The sequence below is a fragment of the Mesorhizobium huakuii genome (assembly GCF_030160235.1).
In the GTDB taxonomy this organism is placed as follows: Bacteria; Pseudomonadota; Alphaproteobacteria; order Rhizobiales; family Rhizobiaceae; genus Mesorhizobium; species Mesorhizobium huakuii.
The window spans coordinates 63,227-79,491 of the sequence record NZ_BSNY01000030.1 but is presented as its reverse complement, the minus strand read 5'-3'; the positions used below and the strand labels follow the sequence as shown (position 1 = coordinate 79,491).

Genomic DNA, 16,265 nt, shown 5'->3' with positions numbered 1-16,265 from the left:
GGCTTGACTTGGCATCAGTAAATGCAATGTTTGCGATGATTGGCATTAGCGGATATAATGTAGCCATGATCCGCAATCTCGATACGGCGCTGATGCGCACCTTCGTCACCGTCGCCGACAAGGCCAGCATGACGGCGGCCGCCAATGCGCTGCACCTGACGCAAGGCGCCATCAGCCAGCAGGTCAAGAGGCTGGAGGAGACGCTTGGCTGCAGCCTGTTCGAGCGCGACCGGCGCGGCCTGCGCCTGACGCGGTCGGGCGAGCGGCTGTTCGACAAGGCCAAGCGCCTGCTCAGCCTTAACGACGAGATCTGGGCCGAGATGGCGGGCTCGACTGTGGCCGGCCAGGTACGGCTCGGCGTGCCCTACGACCTCATCGGCACCTTGCTGGCGCCGGTGCTGAAGGCCTATGCGGAAACCTATCCGCAGGTCGAGATCTCGCTGGTCTGCGCGTCATCGCCGGAACTGGCGTCAGCACTGGCGGCCGGGACCATCGACCTTGCGGTGATCGAGGAACGGGTCGGCCCGACATCGGGCGAATGCCTGGCCATCGACCGGCTGGTCTGGGTTGGCGCCCGAGGCGGTACTGCCCGCGCCAAGCGGCCGCTGCCGGTGTCGATCGTCGCCGACACCTGCGCCTTCCGCCCGGTGGTGCTGTCAGCCCTCAACGAGCACGGGCTGGAATGGCGCACGGTGTTCGAGAACGGCAACATCGACGCCACGACGGCGACGGTGCGCTCCGACCTCGCCGTCACCACCTGGCTGGCCTCCACCGTGCCGGCCGATCTCGACATCCTGCCGTTCGATGTCGGGCTGCCGCCACTGCCGAATTTTGCCATCAATTTGCATCTGCCCAGGCACGGCGTCGGCCCGGCCGCGCAGGAGTTCGCGCGGCATATCAGGGATGGGCTGGCGCGATGGCCGCAGGCGGCTTGAGACCTGGAAGAACCCAAGTCCTGCAAAACTACTTCCAGTTCCTGCGCCGCTCGAGTTCGGCGTCGGAAGGTTCGCCCGTGACGAAAGACCCGACCTTGATTTCGCCTGATCGTTCGTAGGTCGCGATGATGACGCCGGTGCCTGATGTCTGCGACTTCACAAGCTTGAACGCTGCCGGCATCGCGTCATCGCCGAACAGCCGCTTGCCCTTGCCCAGCAACAGCGGGAAGATCATCAGCCGGATCTCGTCGATCAGTCCGTTGGCGAGCAAGGTCTGGATCAGGTCGGCCGATCCCTGGATGAGCAGGTCGGGTCCGTCCTCCCGGCTGAGGCGACGCAGCGCCGCGACGATATCTTCCCCAAGCCATTGCGTATTCTGCCAGGTGAGTGTGTCAGGCCGATGCGTCGCCACATATTTGGTCGCGGGGTTGAAGGCATCGGCGATCGGATCCTTCTGGTACGGCCAATACGCAGTGAAGATGTCGTAGGTTCTGCGGCCGAGCAGCAAGGCGAAGGGCCTGGAGAACAGCTCGTCCATTGCCGCGCCGCCCACCTCGTCAAAGTAATGGAAGGTCCAGCCGCCGAACTTGAAGCCGCCGACCGGATCCTCTTGCGGCCCACCGGGTGCCTGCATGACGCCGTCGAGGCTGACGAAGGTGGCGGCGATGATCTTTCTCATGGTTCTCTCCCTTGTTCCATCCACGCCGTCGCGGCCGGATTGTGGCCCAAGGACGGCTGGCCCGCGCCCATCCCGACAGGGCCTTAGAAATTCTGGCCAAATCCGCGCGTCGACGCGTCAGTTGCCGGGTTTGGCGCGGACGTCCTTCGTCGAGAACCAGACGTCGCCGAAGATGGCCGTGGCGGTGCGGTCCGGCGCCTTGTCCTGCGTCAGCCAGATCGAGCGGCTGCGCATTGCCTGCTCGCGGGTCGGGATCTTCGCCGCAAGATCCGCGATCGAGGCACCGAAGCAAGGGATGAACCAGGAGCGCATGAAGGGATCGCAGGCAAGGCCTTTTCCGGTGCGGGTCACCATCACCGCCAGCGGGACGCGTTCGGACGGGCGCCAGGGGAAGATCATGCGGCCGCCGGGACGCAGCGCCTTCAGCCATCCGACCGGAGGGGCGACGACGCCGGCATTGACATAGATGATGTCGGACGGCGGCAAGGGCGTGGTCACGGCGTCGCCGTGGACGACCGTCGCATTGCTATAGATTTCGAGATTCTTGCGTGCCAGGTCGGCCAGCCTGCCGTCGAGCTCGAAGGCGGTGACAGTGCCGCCAGGTGAAACCAGCCTGGCCAGCACGGCGGAATAGTAGCCGGTGCCGGCGCCGATATGAGCGACGACTTCGCCGGGTTTCGGCGCCAGCCTTCCGATCCACATGGCGTGCAGGAAAGGTTCGCCATTGTTGATGCCCTTGTCGGCATCGAGCGCCACCAGCACGTTCTGGTAGACGTGCGCCGGATCGGCGCTCGGCGTCGTGACCTTGCCGCTGCCGGCGACGATCGTCCAGGGTCCCGGGCCAAGAAAGGCTTCGCGCGGAACAGTGGCGAAGACCTCCTCCAGGCGTGGATCCGATGAGGCGGCGTTGGCCGCCATCAGCCGGGCGTAGAATTTCCTGATGTCCTCGATGTTGCTCATGACGCGAGGAAAGATAGCGCGATTTGGCGGCTTGTCGCGACGGCTCGGTCGAAACCTCAGCCGACCCCGAACATCGTATCGTAGAGCAGCTTGAAATTGAGCACCAGGATGATCGCCGCGACCACCCAGGCGAGTGCGGCCACGCCGCGCGGAATGGCGAGGTTGCCCATCTTCTTCTTGTCGGAGACGAACTGCACCAGCGGCACCACCGCGAAGGGTAGTTGCATCGACAGGATCACCTGGCTGAACACCAGCAGCTGGCCGGTGCCTTTCTCGCCATAGAGCGCGGTGACGACCACCACTGGAATGATGGCGAGGCCGCGCGTCAGAAGCCGGCGCGCCCAGTTGGGGATGCGCAGGCGCAGGAACCCTTCCATGACGATCTGGCCGGCAAGCGTCGCCGTCACCGTCGAATTCAGGCCGGAGGCGAGCAGGGCCACGGCGAACAGGATCGAGGCGATGCCGAGGCCCAGCAGCGGTGAAAGCAGCTCGAAAGCCTGGTCGATCTCGGCGACATCCTGGTGGCCGGTGTTGTGGAAGGCGACGGCCGAGACGATCAGGATGGCGGCGTTGACGAACAGAGCCAGCATCAGGGCGATGGTGGAGTCCGTCGTCGCCCATTTGATGGCGTCGCGCTTGCCCTTTTCGGTGCGCTCATAGGCACGGGTCTGCACGATCGAGGAGTGCAGATAGAGATTGTGCGGCATGACCGTCGCGCCAATGATGCCGATGGCGATGTAGAGCATCGCCGGGTTGGTGACGATCTCCGAGGACGGCACGAACATCGAATGCAGGATCGTGCCGGCCGGCGGGGCGGCGACGAAGATCTGGATGGCAAAGCAGCTGAAGATGATGATCAAAAGCGCGATGACGAAGGCTTCGAGATAGCGGAACCCCTTGTTCATCAACAGCAGAACGAGGAAGGCGTCGAGCGCGGTGAGGATCGCGCCGCCGATCAGCGGAATGCCGAACAGAAGCTGCAAGGCGATCGCGGTGCCGATGACTTCGGCGAGGTCACAGGCGATGATGGCGAGTTCGCAGGCGATCCACAGCACGAAATTGACCGGGCGCGGATAGTAGGCGCGGCAGGCCTGGGCGAGATCGCGGCCGGTGGCGATGCCAAGCCGGGCGGCCAGTGCCTGAAGCAGGATCGCCATCAGGTTGGACAACATGATGACGAACAGAAGCGTGTAGCCGAACTGGGCGCCGCCGGCGAGGTCGGTCGCCCAGTTGCCCGGGTCCATATAGCCGACCGAAACCATGTAGCCCGGCCCCATGAAGGCAAACAGCCGGCGGAACCAGACGCCTGAACTCGGCACGGCGATGGTGGAATTGACTTCGCGCAGGCTCGGCTGGTCGTCCTCGTCCCGTCCGGCGAACCGCCATGAGGATCGAGGGGCTGTGGCTTCTGCGTCTGACATGAAAAGGCTTTCCGAGACTTCCGGGCGATGTCCATAAGCTATGCCATGGCTCAACATTATGCAATAGGCTATATTTCATTGTTTGTGCTTTTGCCGGGCGCTCGGCCGGTTTGCGAAGCGGCGATTGGAAACGCCGGTTGCGCCTGTGGGGGAATGCAAATAAACGGCCTGAAGAATCAGAGCCCGTGCTATAAAGCAGGAATGGCTAAACTCCCGAGGAGGAGCGCGCATTGGCGCTGAAGAACAGACCTGTCCCGCGTGAGCCATTGCCCGATGCCGATGTCCATTCGGAAGGGTTTCGGCAACAGCGCCAGGCGCGCCGCAGCGCGCTGGTCGAGGACTATGTCGAGCTGATCGCCGATTTGATCGAGGACGGCAACGAGGCGCGCCAGGTCGACATCGCCGCGCGTCTCGGCGTCGCGCAGCCGACGGTGGCCAAGATGCTGACGCGGCTCTGCGCCGACGGGCTGGTGTCGAGAAAACCCTATCGCGGCGTGTTCCTGACCGAGGCCGGCCGCAAGGTGGCGGAGGAAAGCCGCATCCGCCATCAGACGGTGGAAGCCTTCCTGCGTTCGCTCGGCGTCAGCGCCGAGACGGCGCGCATCGATGCCGAGGGCATCGAGCACCATGTCAGCGCCGAGACGCTGGAAGCGTTCCGCAAGGCGATGACGGCGCCACGCTAAGGCGCTCTCGGAAAGACCGCCGGAACCGCAGCCCCTTACGCACGTTGCTCCTGACAGTGCGCGATATCGCGCCAAGGGAGGAAGCAATGGGCGTTGAACAGGCACCGACCGCGAAGGGCAAGCAGGCCGCCAAGGGATTGAGGCAGGCGGCGGCGAAGGACGAGCGCAAGACCGAGGCCGAGACCGGCCATCCCCTGAAGAAGGGTGCGGCGCGTTTCGAGGAGCGTTCGAAAAGCTCCGACGGCAAGAGTGCCGGCGCCAAGCAGAAAAGCTGAGGCGGACCGACATCGGCGGCGGGCGGAACCTGTCTGTTCGACGGCCGGTTGCCCTCCGCAATGGCTTGGGGCCTTTGAAAGGCCCACCGGACCTTTCAATTTGTCTGCGGCAAACCGTTCTTTCATTCCCTGACGTCCTGCACCCAGCTTCTGGGGTGGCCGTCGACACGGAACTGGAAGATGAAATAGGGCGGGATGCAGGTGCCTTCGCCAGGCTTGGCCTGGGGCAGGTCGTCATAGCCGGCGGTGCAGATATAGTCCTCGCGGCAGGGATGCGCCTTGTCGCAGGCGCGCAGGCCGGCGGTCTTGGTGAACTCCCTGGTGCAGAATTTGTGGTCCTTGCCTGAAGCGATGCAGTCGTTGAAGCCGGTCTTGGCCAGACGGCCGCATGTCGCCTCGCCGGGAAGCTTGTCGCAGCTCGCCTTGCGCAGCATGCCGCCGGGAAAGCCGCCGGTCTTCTGCTCGGGATTGTCGTAGCGCTGGCGCGCGGCACCGTAGCCGGCGAGCTTGACCACCGGCTTCTTGTCACGAGCCGGGTCGATGGCGCAGGCCTTGGCGGTGGCCGGCGACAGGCGGCAATACTGGTCGTTGCCCCATGTCGACATTTTGATCTCGCCGAATTCGACGGGGTCGCCGACCGCCGTGCCCTTCTCGCTGACGCAGGTGCCGAAGCCAGGATGGATGGCGCTTTCGTGGACGCCGGCGCAGCGCAGGCCGGCGCCGCAGGTCCAGTCCTTGAAGCTTGCGTCGTCACCGCGATAACAGATCGAGCCCCAGCCATTGTAGAGGTCGGTGCCCTTCAGCGCCTCGGCATATTTCTGGTCCGGCCGGGCGGCAAAGCCGCGCGTGAAATCCGGGTGGCCGCCGGCGGCGAACTGCTCGACGATGGCGCGGCGGCGCGGCAGGTCGGCGAAGAACACCGCCGAGCCCGGTACGAAGACGGCGTTGCGGCGCGGTTCGCTGGCCGGATCGGCGCCGGTGTAGTGGAAACCGGCAATGCCGTGCGTCTGATGGCAGCCGGTGCAGCTCATTTCGTTCAGCCGCAAATTGAAGCCTGCGACCGACTTGATCGTGGCGAGCGTGTTGCCCCTGGCGACATAGTCCTTCAGCGCCTTGTCGATATCGGCGTCGTCGACCAGCCCATGGGCGATGTTGTTCTGCGAGCGGCTCAGGCCGCCGGGTGCGACGGAAACGGCGCTCTTGGCCAGGAATTTTTCGTCGATGACCAGCCGGCCATGGTCGAGATCGTAGATGTTGCGATCAGTGAGCAGCCATTTGGCGAAGGACGGCCTGTCGGCCTGCACCGTCGCCCGGTCGATCTGGTTCTCCATCTTCGATTCATAAAAGCTCGAGGTCGACGGATCCCATTTGAAGATTTTCAGGAGATATTCGGCATGGCCGCCGAAATCGCGCCGCGTCGAGGCCGACAGGCGCAGCACCTGCATGTTGAGTTCGAGCCGCATGATCTGCGAGGAATTGAGCATGGCGCCGGACAGCGGGCCTTCGTCGGAGCGCAGCCACGCGGCCAATTGCTCGGGCGGCAGGTCCTTCTGGCCGGCGGCCAGCCAGCGCTGGGCGACGTCGGCGCAGGATACGTCGGTGGCGGCAGGCAGATCCTTCGAGGCGCGCGCCTGCGCCCGCCTTGGCTTGGCGTTGAACACCAGGCTCATGGTCAGCGGCAGGCGCGAGGAGATGCGCTGCGCCACCTTGCCCTTGGCCGGCTTTTCGGCGACCGAATAGTGGAAGCGGTAGATCAGCCTGATCTCGCCGCATTCGGTGTGGCCGAGATAGCCGCGATCCATGCGGTTGACGACGCCGGTCAGGTCCAGCGTCGAGCCGTCGTCGTCGATGTATTTCGGATTGAATTTCTGGCTGGTGTCGTTCGATCTGGCCATGGCGGCGACATAGGGATCGGGGCTGGTCTTCGGCTCGTCCGATATCTCCTGCTTGACCGTGTCACGCACCGTGGCCAGCGCCGGCACGGAAAACAGGCCGTGATTGTCGACGTCACGGGTGAGGCCGAGTGCCGGGCCGAGCAGGCGGCTGATCGACAGGCCGCCGCGCTCCAGCGCCTGCAAGGTGGCGGGGTCGGTGACGGCGACGCTGGAATCGAGCGTCACCGCGCCGGCGCCTGTGAGACCAAGGCAAAGCAGCGATGCAAGCAGCGACAGGAATTGGCCGATCGTCTTCAAGTCTCGCTCATCCCCCCATGGGGACGATGCTACAGACCTTAAGCGCGCGGGGCCAGAGCGATGTCCACGTGGTACCGGCATCGAAAAACACTGTGACTTGGCGCAACCATTGGGATAATTGTTTGTTGGGTTGAGCCGGCCTTGCCGGAGCAACGAGGAAGTTCATTACGGGGAGTTGCCATGCTCTGGAGAGGCCGTCGTCAGAGTGACAATATCGAGGACGACCGCAGCGACAGCGGCGGTGGTGGGATCGGCGGCGGCGGCGGGTTCCAAATTCCTATCGGCGGCCGGACCGGTGGCGGCGGCAGCATCCTCCTCGTCATCCTAGTGGTGATCGCCGGATGGTATTTCGGCTTCGATCCCTCGGCGATCCTGGGCGGTGGCGACGGCGGCCTGCTGCCGGGTGGCGGCGGCCAGATATCAGACAATAGCGGCGGCCAGGGCAGCGGTACGGCACCCGCAAATGACGAGATGAAGCAGTTCGTCGCGACCGTGCTGGCCGAGACGGAAGACACATGGACCGGCATCTTCAAGTCGCAAGGCCTGACCTATGAAGACCCGAAGCTGGTGCTGTTTTCCGGCCAGGTCCGCTCGGCCTGCGGCTTTGCCTCGGCGGCTGCCGGACCGTTCTATTGTCCAGGCGATCACAAGGTCTATCTCGACATGACCTTCTTCCAGCAGCTCGACCAGCAATTCGGTGCCTCGGGCGAGTTCGCGCGGGCCTATGTCGTCGCGCATGAGGTCGGTCACCACGTGCAGAACCTCACCGGCATCATGTCCAAGTTCAACCAGATGCGGCAAGGCATGAGCGAGGCCGACGCCAACCAGCTGTCGGTGCGCATCGAATTGCAGGCCGACTGCTTCGCCGGCGTGTGGGCGCATTACACCGCGCAGAAGGGCATATTGGAGCAGGGCGACATCGAAAGCGCGCTGAACGCCGCCAAGCAGATCGGCGACGACACGCTGCAGAAGAAGATGCAGGGCTATGTCGTGCCGGAAAGCTTCAACCACGGCACCTCGCAGCAGCGCCAGACCTGGCTGGCGCGCGGCTACAAGAGCGGCAAGCTTTCGGACTGCAACACGCTGAGCGGCCCAATCTAAGCACTTGTCTCACGCGAGCGGCCTGACGGCGAAGTCGCCGTCAGGGAGAGTCAGGATCAACGACTCCTGGCTGTTCTCGCATTGTTCCTTTTTGCGGCCTCGCCTATAAGGTTCGTCCGCCTGCGCCCCGGGCGACCAGAGGAGCCTGACCCATCATGATCGACCCTAAAACCGCCAGGCGGGGCCTCGCGCTGGTTTTCACCACGTTGCTGCTCGATATTATCGGCTTCGGCATCATCATGCCGGTGCTGCCGGCCTATTTGCAGGAATTGTCCGGTGTCAGCATCAGCGGCGCGGCGATCGAGGGCGGCTGGCTGTTCTTCGTCTACGCAGCCATGCAGTTCTTCTTCGCGCCGATCATGGGCGGCTTGAGCGACCGCTTCGGGCGACGGCCGATCCTGCTTGCCTCGGTGCTGACCTTCTCCATCGACAATCTGATCTGCGCGGTCGCCTGGTCCTATCCGATGCTGTTCATCGGCCGTGTGCTGGCCGGCATTTCGGGCGCCAGCTATTCGACGACGTCGGCCTTCATCGCCGACATCTCGAACGACGAGAACCGGGCGAAGAATTTCGGCCTGCTCGGCATCGCCTTCGGCGTCGGCTTCGTCATCGGCCCGGTGCTGGGCGGATTGCTGGGCACGTTCGGACCGCGCGTGCCGTTCTATTTCGCCGCCGGGCTCGCCTTGGTGAACTTCCTGATCGCGATGGTCTTCCTGCCAGAAACGCTCGATCAAAAGCATCGCCGCCGCTTCGAGTGGAAACGCGCCAACCCGGTCGGCACGCTTCTGCAGATGCGCCAATATCAAGGCATCGGCTGGATCGGGCTCGTCTTCTTCCTGATGACGCTCGGCCACATGATGTACCCAGCGGTGTGGTCGTTCGTTTCCAGCTACCGCTATGGCTGGAGCCAGCAGCAGATCGGTTTTTCGCTCGGCGCCTTCGGCCTGTGTGGCGCGATCATCATGGGGACGGTGCTGCCACGCGTTATCCCCAGGCTTGGCGAATGGAAGACGGCGGTCATCGGGCTCACATTCACCGCGCTCAGCGCCTTCGGCTACGCCTTCGCCACGCAGGGATGGATGATCTACGCGGTGATCGTCGTCGGTTGCCTGGAAGCGCTGGCCGATCCGCCTCTGAGAAGCCTCGCCGCCGCCAAGGTGCCGCCCTCGGCGCAGGGCGAGCTGCAGGGCGCGATGACCTCGCTGTTCTCGATCACCTCGATCATCACGCCGCTGCTCTACACGGCGATCTTCTCCTGGTTCACCGGGCCAAGCGCGCCCGTCACCTTCGGCGGCGCGCCGTATCTGGTCGGGGCGTGCTTCCTGCTGCTGGCGCTCATCGTCTTCGTCACCAAGGTGGCGAGGCCGGCGACGGTCACCAACGCCACCACCGACATCGCGGAAGATGGAGCGCAGGCATGAGCCATGACGGCCGCATCGCGCTGACCAGGGACGGGGTGGCGCTGTCGCGGCTGGTCTTCGGCGCCTGGCGCCTGCTCGACGGCGGCGTCCGCCCGGATGCCGATCAGGTCGCGCGGCTGATCGGCACCGCCGTCGATCTCGGCCTGACCAGTTTCGACCATGCCGACATCTATGGGAATTACGAGGTGGAGGCGGCGTTTGGAGCCGGGCTATCGCGTTGGAACGGCAAGCGCGAGGAGATCGAGCTGATCTCGAAATGCGACATCATGCTGGCCTCGGCCAACCGGCCGCAGAACCGGCTGAAGCACTATGACACCAGCGCCGCCCACATAAATGCCTCGGTCGAGCGCTCGCTCGGCAATCTCGGCACCGATTATCTCGACCTGTTGCTGCTGCATCGGCCGGATCCGCTGATGGACGCCGACGAGACGGCGGCGGCACTGGCCGGACTGGTCAAGGCGGGCAAGGCGAGGGCGGTCGGCGTTTCCAATTTCACGCCGTCGCAATTCGATCTCCTGGCCTCGCGGCTGCCGTTCGCGCTCGCCACAAACCAGATCGAGATGTCGGTGCTGAAAACGTCGGCGTTGACCGATGGCAGCCTCGACCACGAGCAGCGCCTGGCCTACGCGCCGATGATCTGGTCGCCGCTCGGCGGCGGCTCGCTGTTCACCGGCAAGGAAAGCCGGGAGGCAAGGGTGCGTGCAGCGCTTGCGGCGGTGGCCGCCGAGGTCGGCGCCGGCGATCTCGCCGCCGTCGCCATCGCCTGGCTGCTGCGACATCCGGCCCGGCTGGTGCCGGTGCTCGGCTCGATGAAGCCGGAGCGGCTCGCCGCCATGGTCAAGGCGCAGGAGATCAAGCTCGACCGCCAGCAATGGTTCGCAATATTGGAAGCGAGCGAAGGGCGGCCGGTGGCGTAAGGTCAGGCCCGCTCGGCCAGCAGCTCCTCGCCGCGCTTTTCGCGGATCAGGTTGACGAAGCGGCGGAACAGATAGTGCGAGTCCTGTGGGCCGGGCGAGGCCTCGGGGTGATGCTGGACCGAGAACACCGGGCGGCCGGTGAGCGCGATGCCGCAGTTCGAGCCGTCGAACAGCGAGACATGGGTTTCCTCGACGCCCTCGGGCAAAGAGTCGGCATCGACGGCAAAGCCGTGGTTCATCGAGACGATCTCGACCTTGCCGGTGGTGTGGTCCTTGACCGGATGGTTGGCACCGTGATGGCCCTGGTGCATCTTGGCGGTCCTGCCGCCGAGCGCCAACGCCAGCATCTGGTGGCCGAGGCAGATGCCGAACACCGGAATGTCGGTCTTGAGCAGGTCCTGGATGACCGGCACGGCATAGCCGCCGGTGGCTTCCGGGTCGCCGGGGCCGTTGGACAGGAAGATGCCGTCCGGCTGCATGGCGAGGATCTCTTCCGAACCGGTGCTGGCCGGGACCACGGTGACCTTGGCGCCGAGGCCGGCAAGCAGGCGCAGGATGTTGCGCTTGACGCCGTAGTCGATGGCCACGACGTGCAGCGACGGCTCGGTCTGTTCGCCAAAACCTTCGTTCCACACCCATGGCGTCTCGCGCCAGACCGAGGACTGGCCCGAAGTGACTTCCTTGGCAAGGTCGAGCCCGATCAGGCCGGACCAGGCGGCGGCGCGCTGCTTCAGATCGTCGAGGTCGAAGACGCCGTCCGGCGCATGCGCGATGACGGCGTTGGGCATGCCCTTTTCGCGGATCAGCGCGGTCAGCGCCCGGGTGTCGATGCCCGAAAGCGCCACGATGCCGCGCTTCTTCAGCCACTGGTCGAGGTGGCCGGCGGCGCGATAGTTGGACGGGTTGGTGACATCGGCCTTGAACACCGCGCCGACGGCGCCGGCCCGCGCAGCCGGGTTGAGGTCCTCGATGTCCTCGCCATTGGTGCCGATATTGCCGATATGCGGGAAGGTGAAGGTGACGATCTGCCCGGCATAGGACGGATCGGTGAGGATCTCCTGGTAGCCGGTGAGCGCGGTGTTGAAGCAGACTTCGGCGACGGCGGAGCCGGTGGCGCCAAGGCCGCGACCCTCGATGACGGTGCCGTCGGCCAGCACCAGAAGGGCGGTCGGCTTTTCGGTTGCCCAGGCGGGCGTCATCTCGGCCATGGCGGCACTCCTATCAGGCTGTGCGCTTCGATGACGGACCATCCGCGCAGCAAACGGCGTGGCAGCGATTTCTCGAGCCCCAGCGCGTCAATTCATTGTCTTATGCAAGGCCGAGTACATAGGGGAAGGTGCCAGAACGGTCAATGATACAGCCAAGGCCCGGCATCGATTTATTTCGTCGAACAATATCAGTGGTTTGTCGGTCAGGTCGAGATTTGCCTTGTGCTCCCGGCGAGGTTATGGTCCGCGCCGTTTGTAGGAGAAGAGCACGATGCGCGGAAAAATCGCCGAATCCCTGAAGAGCGCGATGAAGGCGCAGGACAAGCACCGGCTGCCGACATTGCGGCTGATCCAGGCCGCCATCCATGACCGCGACATCGCCAATCGCGGGTCGGGCAAGGAGCCTGCCAGCGACGAGGAGATCCTGCAGATCCTGGCCAAGATGGTGAAGCAGCGCGAGGAATCGGCCAAGGCATTCGAAGACGGCAAGCGCCCGGAACTGGCCGCGCAGGAGCGCGGCGAGATGGAGATCATCCGCGGCTTCCTGCCGACGCAGCTTGACGACGCAGCGATCACGGCCGCGGCCCGCGAGGCGATCGCGGCGACGGGTGCCGCCAGCCAGAAGGACATGGGCAAGGTGATCGCCGCGCTGAAGCAGAAATATGCCGGCCAGATGGATTTCGGCAAGGCCAGTGGCATCGTCAAAGGGCTGCTGCAGTAGGTTGGCGGTTACCTGGCCCGATAGGGTCAGCAGGCCGAATATGCGCGGTTCGGCCGTGCCGGCGGCGCGACATGGATTGTCCAAACCGTGACTTTGGAGCTCGCTGCCCCACACAAGGGCCGCGGGATCCAACAGACGTCTACCCACTACCTTGCATAAACAGGTAGCGTGCTATATACAGGTCGCGAATTCGAGGCCTGCCATGACCGACTCCATCCTCGTCCAGTTGCGAAAAGGCGCGCTTGATCTGTGCGTCCTGGCCGTGCTGTCGCGGGGTGAGAGCTATGGCTATGAAATCGCCAGCACGCTGGTCGCCGCGGTGAACATGGGGGAAGGCACGATCTATCCCCTGATGCGCCGGATGCAGAATGACGGGTTGGTCGCCACCCGCATCGTCGAGTCGAGCAGCGGGCCGCCGCGCAAATATTACCGGCTCACGCCGCTCGGCCAGCAGGCTTTCGAAGCTCACCGCCGCGACTGGCGATCCTTCGCGGGGGCCGTCGACAAACTTCTCGAGGATTTGCCATGACCAGGGATGCCTTCCTGCGCACGCTGAGACAGGGACTCGCCGGCCTGCCGCCGCAGGAGATCGAGGATATCGTTGGCGACTATGCCGCCCATTTCGCCGATGCTTCGGGCCGCGGCGAAGCGGAGGTCGCGGCGGCCCTGGGTGATCCGACCAGGATCGCCCGCGAGCTGCGCGCCGAGGCGGGCCTGCGCCGTTTCGAAGCGCATTGGAGCGTGTCGAACATGCTGGCGGCGACGATCGCCCTGGCCGGCCTTGCCTTCGTCGACATCGTCTTCCTGTTGCCTCTGCTCATCCGGCGGTCGTGCTTGCGCTCGGGCTTGGCATCACGCTCGTCGCCATCGGCGTGCTCGGCATCAAGATCATTCTCACCACGCTGCTGTTCGAGCCGGGCACTGCCGTCTCGCTCACGCTGGGTCGCCTCTTCATCGGGGCCGGACTGGTGAGCGGCTTCCTTGGCGGCGGCGCCTTGTTGCTGCTGGCCATGGGCGCGGGCGTACGGGTTGTCGGGCGCTACGCCCGACTGCATTCCCGTATCATGCAAGCCGACCGCAGCTCCGTTTGAGGGCTGTCAGGCGCCTGCAATTTGTCATCACGTTGAAGGAAACGGATCATGACTGGAAAACTGGCACTCGTCGCGACAGCCGGGCTGGCTGGCGCTGCCCTGTTCTTGGCCGTGGGCATCGGGCTTGCAGGGCCGGATTGGGTCAACGCGGGAGGCTCGTGGATCGCCGGCCAATCCACCTGCGGCGCGATCACGTCCGTCAGGAAGGAAGTTACGCTGCCGTTCAGCGCCAATGGCAGCTTCACCATCGCTTTGCCGGCTTCGGTCCGTTACCAGCCGGGCGACAAGGCCGAAGCTGTCGTCAGCGGCGATTCCACGCTCGTCGATCATGTGCGCATGGAGGGCAGCCAGCTCAGCCTGGATTGTGAGACGGGCTGGTTTTCGCCCCGGCTCGAGGTCACCGTGTCGGGGCCGGCGATTTCGGACTGGCGACTGGTCGGCAGCGGCGAGCTTGCCCTGTCGCAGGTCAACCAGCCCGAGCTGCGGCTGAACATTCGCGGCAGCGGCAGCGTGGTCGCCACCGGAACCACCCAAACGGTCGGTCTGGAGATCTCTGGTTCTGGCTCGGGGCGGCTCAAGGACCTGATCGCCCAATCCGCACAGATCGAGATCCGCGGCAGCGGCGACGCGGAAGTTACCGCACGGGCGGATGCGGATGTCTCGATTTCCGGCAGCGGTGACGTCGATCTCTATGGGCACCCGACCATGCGACGGTCGCAGGTCAGAGGCAGCGGCAGCATCACGCAGGTGCCGTAGCTGGCGGCCTGCAATCCTCGAAGTGCTGGATCGTGACAGGCTTTAGGGCTTGCCAGCCCGGCCAGGTAGCGCTCGGCGTCTCTCAGGAGATTTTCCGAGGCTCCAGCGCGCGGCGCAAGGCCGGTGCCTCCTGCTGGATGTGATCCCATAACCGGTTCGCGATCGGCCCGTGCGGCCGGTCGCGGCGGCGCGCCACCACCAGTTCGTCGGTGCGGCCAGGCATGTGGCGGCCGGCGATGGACAGCAGGCGTCCGTCGCGGAGTTCTTCCTCGATCAGGAAGCGGGGCAGGTGGCCCCAGCCAAGGCCCTGCAGGATGATCTCCTTCTTCATGCCCTGGTCGGGCACCAGACATTGCGGCGCGCCTTCGACCATGAAGTAGTCCTGCCGAGGCGAATGGCGGGCGGTGTCGCGCATGACGCATTGGGCGAGCGCCCGCATCTGGTCCAGCGTGATCGGCTGCATGAGGCGCTCGGGCAAAAAGCCTGGCGCTGCCACGGGAATGAACGGCACCTTGCACAGATCGATCCATTCCACCCGCGCGTCGCCCTTGTCCACCCAATGCAGGATCAGGTCGGCCTCGTCATCGAAGAGCCGCTCCCAAGGGCCGCCGACGGCTTCGAAATGCAGATGCAGGCGCGTGCCCGGGCATTGGGCGAAGAACCGTCCGAGCATGCCCAGCACCTGCGGCCTCGGGCAGAGGTCGCCGATCACGACATGGATCTCGCTTTCCTCGCCCATCGAGAGCTGGGCGGCATGGACGCGCAGGCCTTCCAGTTCGCGCAGCAGCGATTGCGCCCGGCGGTGGAACGACAGTCCCGCCTCGGTCGGGCGCACGCGATAGCCGCTGCGATCCAGCAGAACGAGGTCGAGCTGCCGTTCGAGCTTGGCGACAGCGGCGAACACCGCCGGGTGCGAGCGATGCAGCAAGGCCGCCGCCGGCTGAAAGCCGCCGGTGCGGATCACCGCATCGAAGCATTGCAAATCGTGCAAGGTGAATTCGGCCATGTCAGCTTTGACTACAGAGTTTGTCCTATCTTTGTAATATCAACAAAAGCTCGTCGCGACTACGTTCCGTTCATTCAACGTTCCAGAAGGATTCTTCATGATGAGTGAGCTGAATTTCGTGACTGTCGGCGACGGCACGCGCATCGCCTATCGTTTCGATGGCGATGCCGCAAAGCCGGTGCTGGTGCTGTCGAACTCCATCGGCACCACGCTGCATATGTGGGACGGGCAGGTCGGCGAGCTGTCCAGGCATTTCCGTGTTCTGCGCTACGACTTTCGCGGCCATGGCGGGTCAAGCGCTCCGGTCGGTGCCTATTCGCTCGACCGGCTTGGCCGCGACGTGATCGAGCTGCTCGATGCGCTCGGGCTTGGGCGGGTGCATTTCCTCGGCCTGTCGCTCGGCGGCTTCGTCGGGCAGTGGCTCGGCATCCATGCGCCCGAGCGCATCGACCGGCTGATCCTGAGCAACACCTCGTCTCATCTCGGGCCGGCAAGCTATTTCGACGAGCGGATTGCCGTTGTCCGGCAGGCGCCTGACATGGCGGAAACCGCCGAAATGTTCCTCAACAACTGGTTCCCCGCGCGGATGGTGGCGGCCAACGAACCGGTCATCGAGGCGTTCCGAACCATGCTGCTCGCTATCGACCGGCAAGGCCTGGCCGGCCTGTTCGCCGCCGTTCGCGATGCCGATCTTCGCCGCACCGTCGCGCTGATCAACCGGCCGACGCTGGTGATCGCCGGCGAGCATGACACGGTGACGGAAGCCAGCCACAGCGAACTGATCGCGGCGGCCGTGCCCGGCGCGAAGCTGGTCGTGCTGCCGGCGGTCCACCTGTCGAACGTGGAGTATCCGGCGGAGTTCATGGAGGCCGTGCTCGGTTTTCTGCGCTGACCGAAAG

The 16,265-nt window shown here is 64.8% G+C and carries 16 protein-coding genes and 1 pseudogene; 11 read left to right on the top strand and 6 right to left on the bottom strand.

The annotated features are described in order from the left end of the window. Nucleotides 1-65 precede the first annotated feature (65 nt). Nucleotides 66-935, top strand: coding sequence for a LysR family transcriptional regulator (locus QQK95_RS16270; protein WP_284274392.1), 870 nt, complete (start codon nt 66-68; stop codon nt 933-935). Nucleotides 936-963: 28 nt separating this feature from the next. Here the strand turns inward: QQK95_RS16270 and QQK95_RS16265 are convergent, their stop codons facing one another. The 3 genes from QQK95_RS16265 to QQK95_RS16255 form a co-directional block, all read right to left on the bottom strand. Beyond that, entirely contained in the window at nt 964-1,614 is a 651-nt protein-coding gene (locus tag QQK95_RS16265; RefSeq protein ID WP_284274391.1) for a dihydrofolate reductase family protein, read from the bottom strand. A gap of 117 nt (nt 1,615-1,731) precedes the next feature. Further along, nucleotides 1,732-2,574 carry a protein-L-isoaspartate O-methyltransferase family protein gene (locus QQK95_RS16260; RefSeq protein ID WP_284274389.1) on the bottom strand — a complete coding sequence of 281 codons (843 nt, stop codon included), beginning with the start codon at nt 2,572-2,574 and terminating at the stop codon, nt 1,732-1,734. Between the two features lie 56 nt (nt 2,575-2,630). Continuing rightward, complete coding sequence (locus QQK95_RS16255) at nt 2,631-3,995, bottom strand: Nramp family divalent metal transporter (protein ID WP_284274387.1); 1,365 nt, start codon at nt 3,993-3,995, stop codon at nt 2,631-2,633. Nucleotides 3,996-4,225: 230 nt separating this feature from the next. On the opposite strand from QQK95_RS16255, the gene mntR reads away from it, so the two are divergent. Further along, nucleotides 4,226-4,678, top strand: a complete 453-nt coding sequence (gene mntR / locus QQK95_RS16250) for a manganese-binding transcriptional regulator MntR (protein WP_027044183.1) — start codon at nt 4,226-4,228, stop codon at nt 4,676-4,678. Between the two features lie 86 nt (nt 4,679-4,764). Then, on the top strand, nt 4,765-4,953 hold the full coding sequence (locus tag QQK95_RS16245; RefSeq protein ID WP_258609216.1) for a hypothetical protein: 189 nt from the start codon (nt 4,765-4,767) through the stop codon (nt 4,951-4,953). Between the two features lie 122 nt (nt 4,954-5,075). On the opposite strand, the gene QQK95_RS16240 is transcribed toward QQK95_RS16245, so the two are convergent. Then, nucleotides 5,076-7,145: a hypothetical protein gene (locus QQK95_RS16240; protein ID WP_284274384.1), complete on the bottom strand. Its 2,070-nt coding sequence runs from the start codon at nt 7,143-7,145 to the stop codon at nt 5,076-5,078. Nucleotides 7,146-7,325: 180 nt separating this feature from the next. On the opposite strand from QQK95_RS16240, the gene ypfJ reads away from it, so the two are divergent. The 3 genes from ypfJ to QQK95_RS16225 all read left to right on the top strand — a co-directional run bounded on the left by ypfJ (nt 7,326) and on the right by QQK95_RS16225 (nt 10,584). Further along, nucleotides 7,326-8,246, top strand: coding sequence for a KPN_02809 family neutral zinc metallopeptidase (gene ypfJ, locus QQK95_RS16235; RefSeq protein WP_284274382.1), 921 nt, complete (start codon nt 7,326-7,328; stop codon nt 8,244-8,246). Between the two features lie 155 nt (nt 8,247-8,401). After that, nucleotides 8,402-9,667: a TCR/Tet family MFS transporter gene (locus QQK95_RS16230; protein ID WP_284274380.1), complete on the top strand. Its 1,266-nt coding sequence runs from the start codon at nt 8,402-8,404 to the stop codon at nt 9,665-9,667. Then, complete coding sequence (locus QQK95_RS16225) at nt 9,664-10,584, top strand: aldo/keto reductase (protein WP_284274379.1); 921 nt, start codon at nt 9,664-9,666, stop codon at nt 10,582-10,584. Before QQK95_RS16230 ends, QQK95_RS16225 begins: the two co-directional genes overlap by 4 nt. Nucleotides 10,585-10,586: 2 nt before the next feature. Here the strand turns inward: QQK95_RS16225 and carA are convergent, their stop codons facing one another. Continuing rightward, complete coding sequence (carA, locus tag QQK95_RS16220) at nt 10,587-11,792, bottom strand: glutamine-hydrolyzing carbamoyl-phosphate synthase small subunit (protein WP_284274377.1); 1,206 nt, start codon at nt 11,790-11,792, stop codon at nt 10,587-10,589. Between the two features lie 271 nt (nt 11,793-12,063). On the opposite strand from carA, the gene QQK95_RS16215 reads away from it, so the two are divergent. The 4 genes and pseudogenes from QQK95_RS16215 to QQK95_RS16200 all read left to right on the top strand — a co-directional run bounded on the left by QQK95_RS16215 (nt 12,064) and on the right by QQK95_RS16200 (nt 14,360). Then, entirely contained in the window at nt 12,064-12,513 is a 450-nt protein-coding gene (locus QQK95_RS16215; RefSeq protein WP_284274376.1) for a GatB/YqeY domain-containing protein, read from the top strand. A 202-nt stretch (nt 12,514-12,715) separates the two neighbouring features. Further along, complete coding sequence (locus QQK95_RS16210; RefSeq protein WP_284274374.1) at nt 12,716-13,042, top strand: PadR family transcriptional regulator; 327 nt, start codon at nt 12,716-12,718, stop codon at nt 13,040-13,042. Continuing rightward, nucleotides 13,039-13,604, top strand: a pseudogene (locus QQK95_RS16205) (DUF1700 domain-containing protein). Before QQK95_RS16210 ends, QQK95_RS16205 begins: the two are co-directional and overlap by 4 nt. A 48-nt stretch (nt 13,605-13,652) precedes the next feature. Beyond that, nucleotides 13,653-14,360 (top strand): GIN domain-containing protein, encoded by a 708-nt coding sequence (locus QQK95_RS16200; RefSeq protein ID WP_284274371.1) that lies wholly within the window; start codon nt 13,653-13,655, stop codon nt 14,358-14,360. An 82-nt stretch (nt 14,361-14,442) separates the two neighbouring features. On the opposite strand, the gene QQK95_RS16195 is transcribed toward QQK95_RS16200, so the two are convergent. Further along, the gene (locus QQK95_RS16195; RefSeq protein ID WP_284274369.1) at nt 14,443-15,366 is read right to left on the bottom strand and encodes a LysR family transcriptional regulator; all 924 of its coding nucleotides are present in this window, start codon (nt 15,364-15,366) and stop codon (nt 14,443-14,445) included. 100 nt (nt 15,367-15,466) lie between these two features. Here QQK95_RS16195 and QQK95_RS16190 point away from each other — a divergent pair, with 100 nt between their 5' ends. Then, entirely contained in the window at nt 15,467-16,258 is a 792-nt protein-coding gene (locus QQK95_RS16190) for an alpha/beta fold hydrolase (protein ID WP_284274368.1), read from the top strand. Nucleotides 16,259-16,265 lie beyond the last annotated feature (7 nt).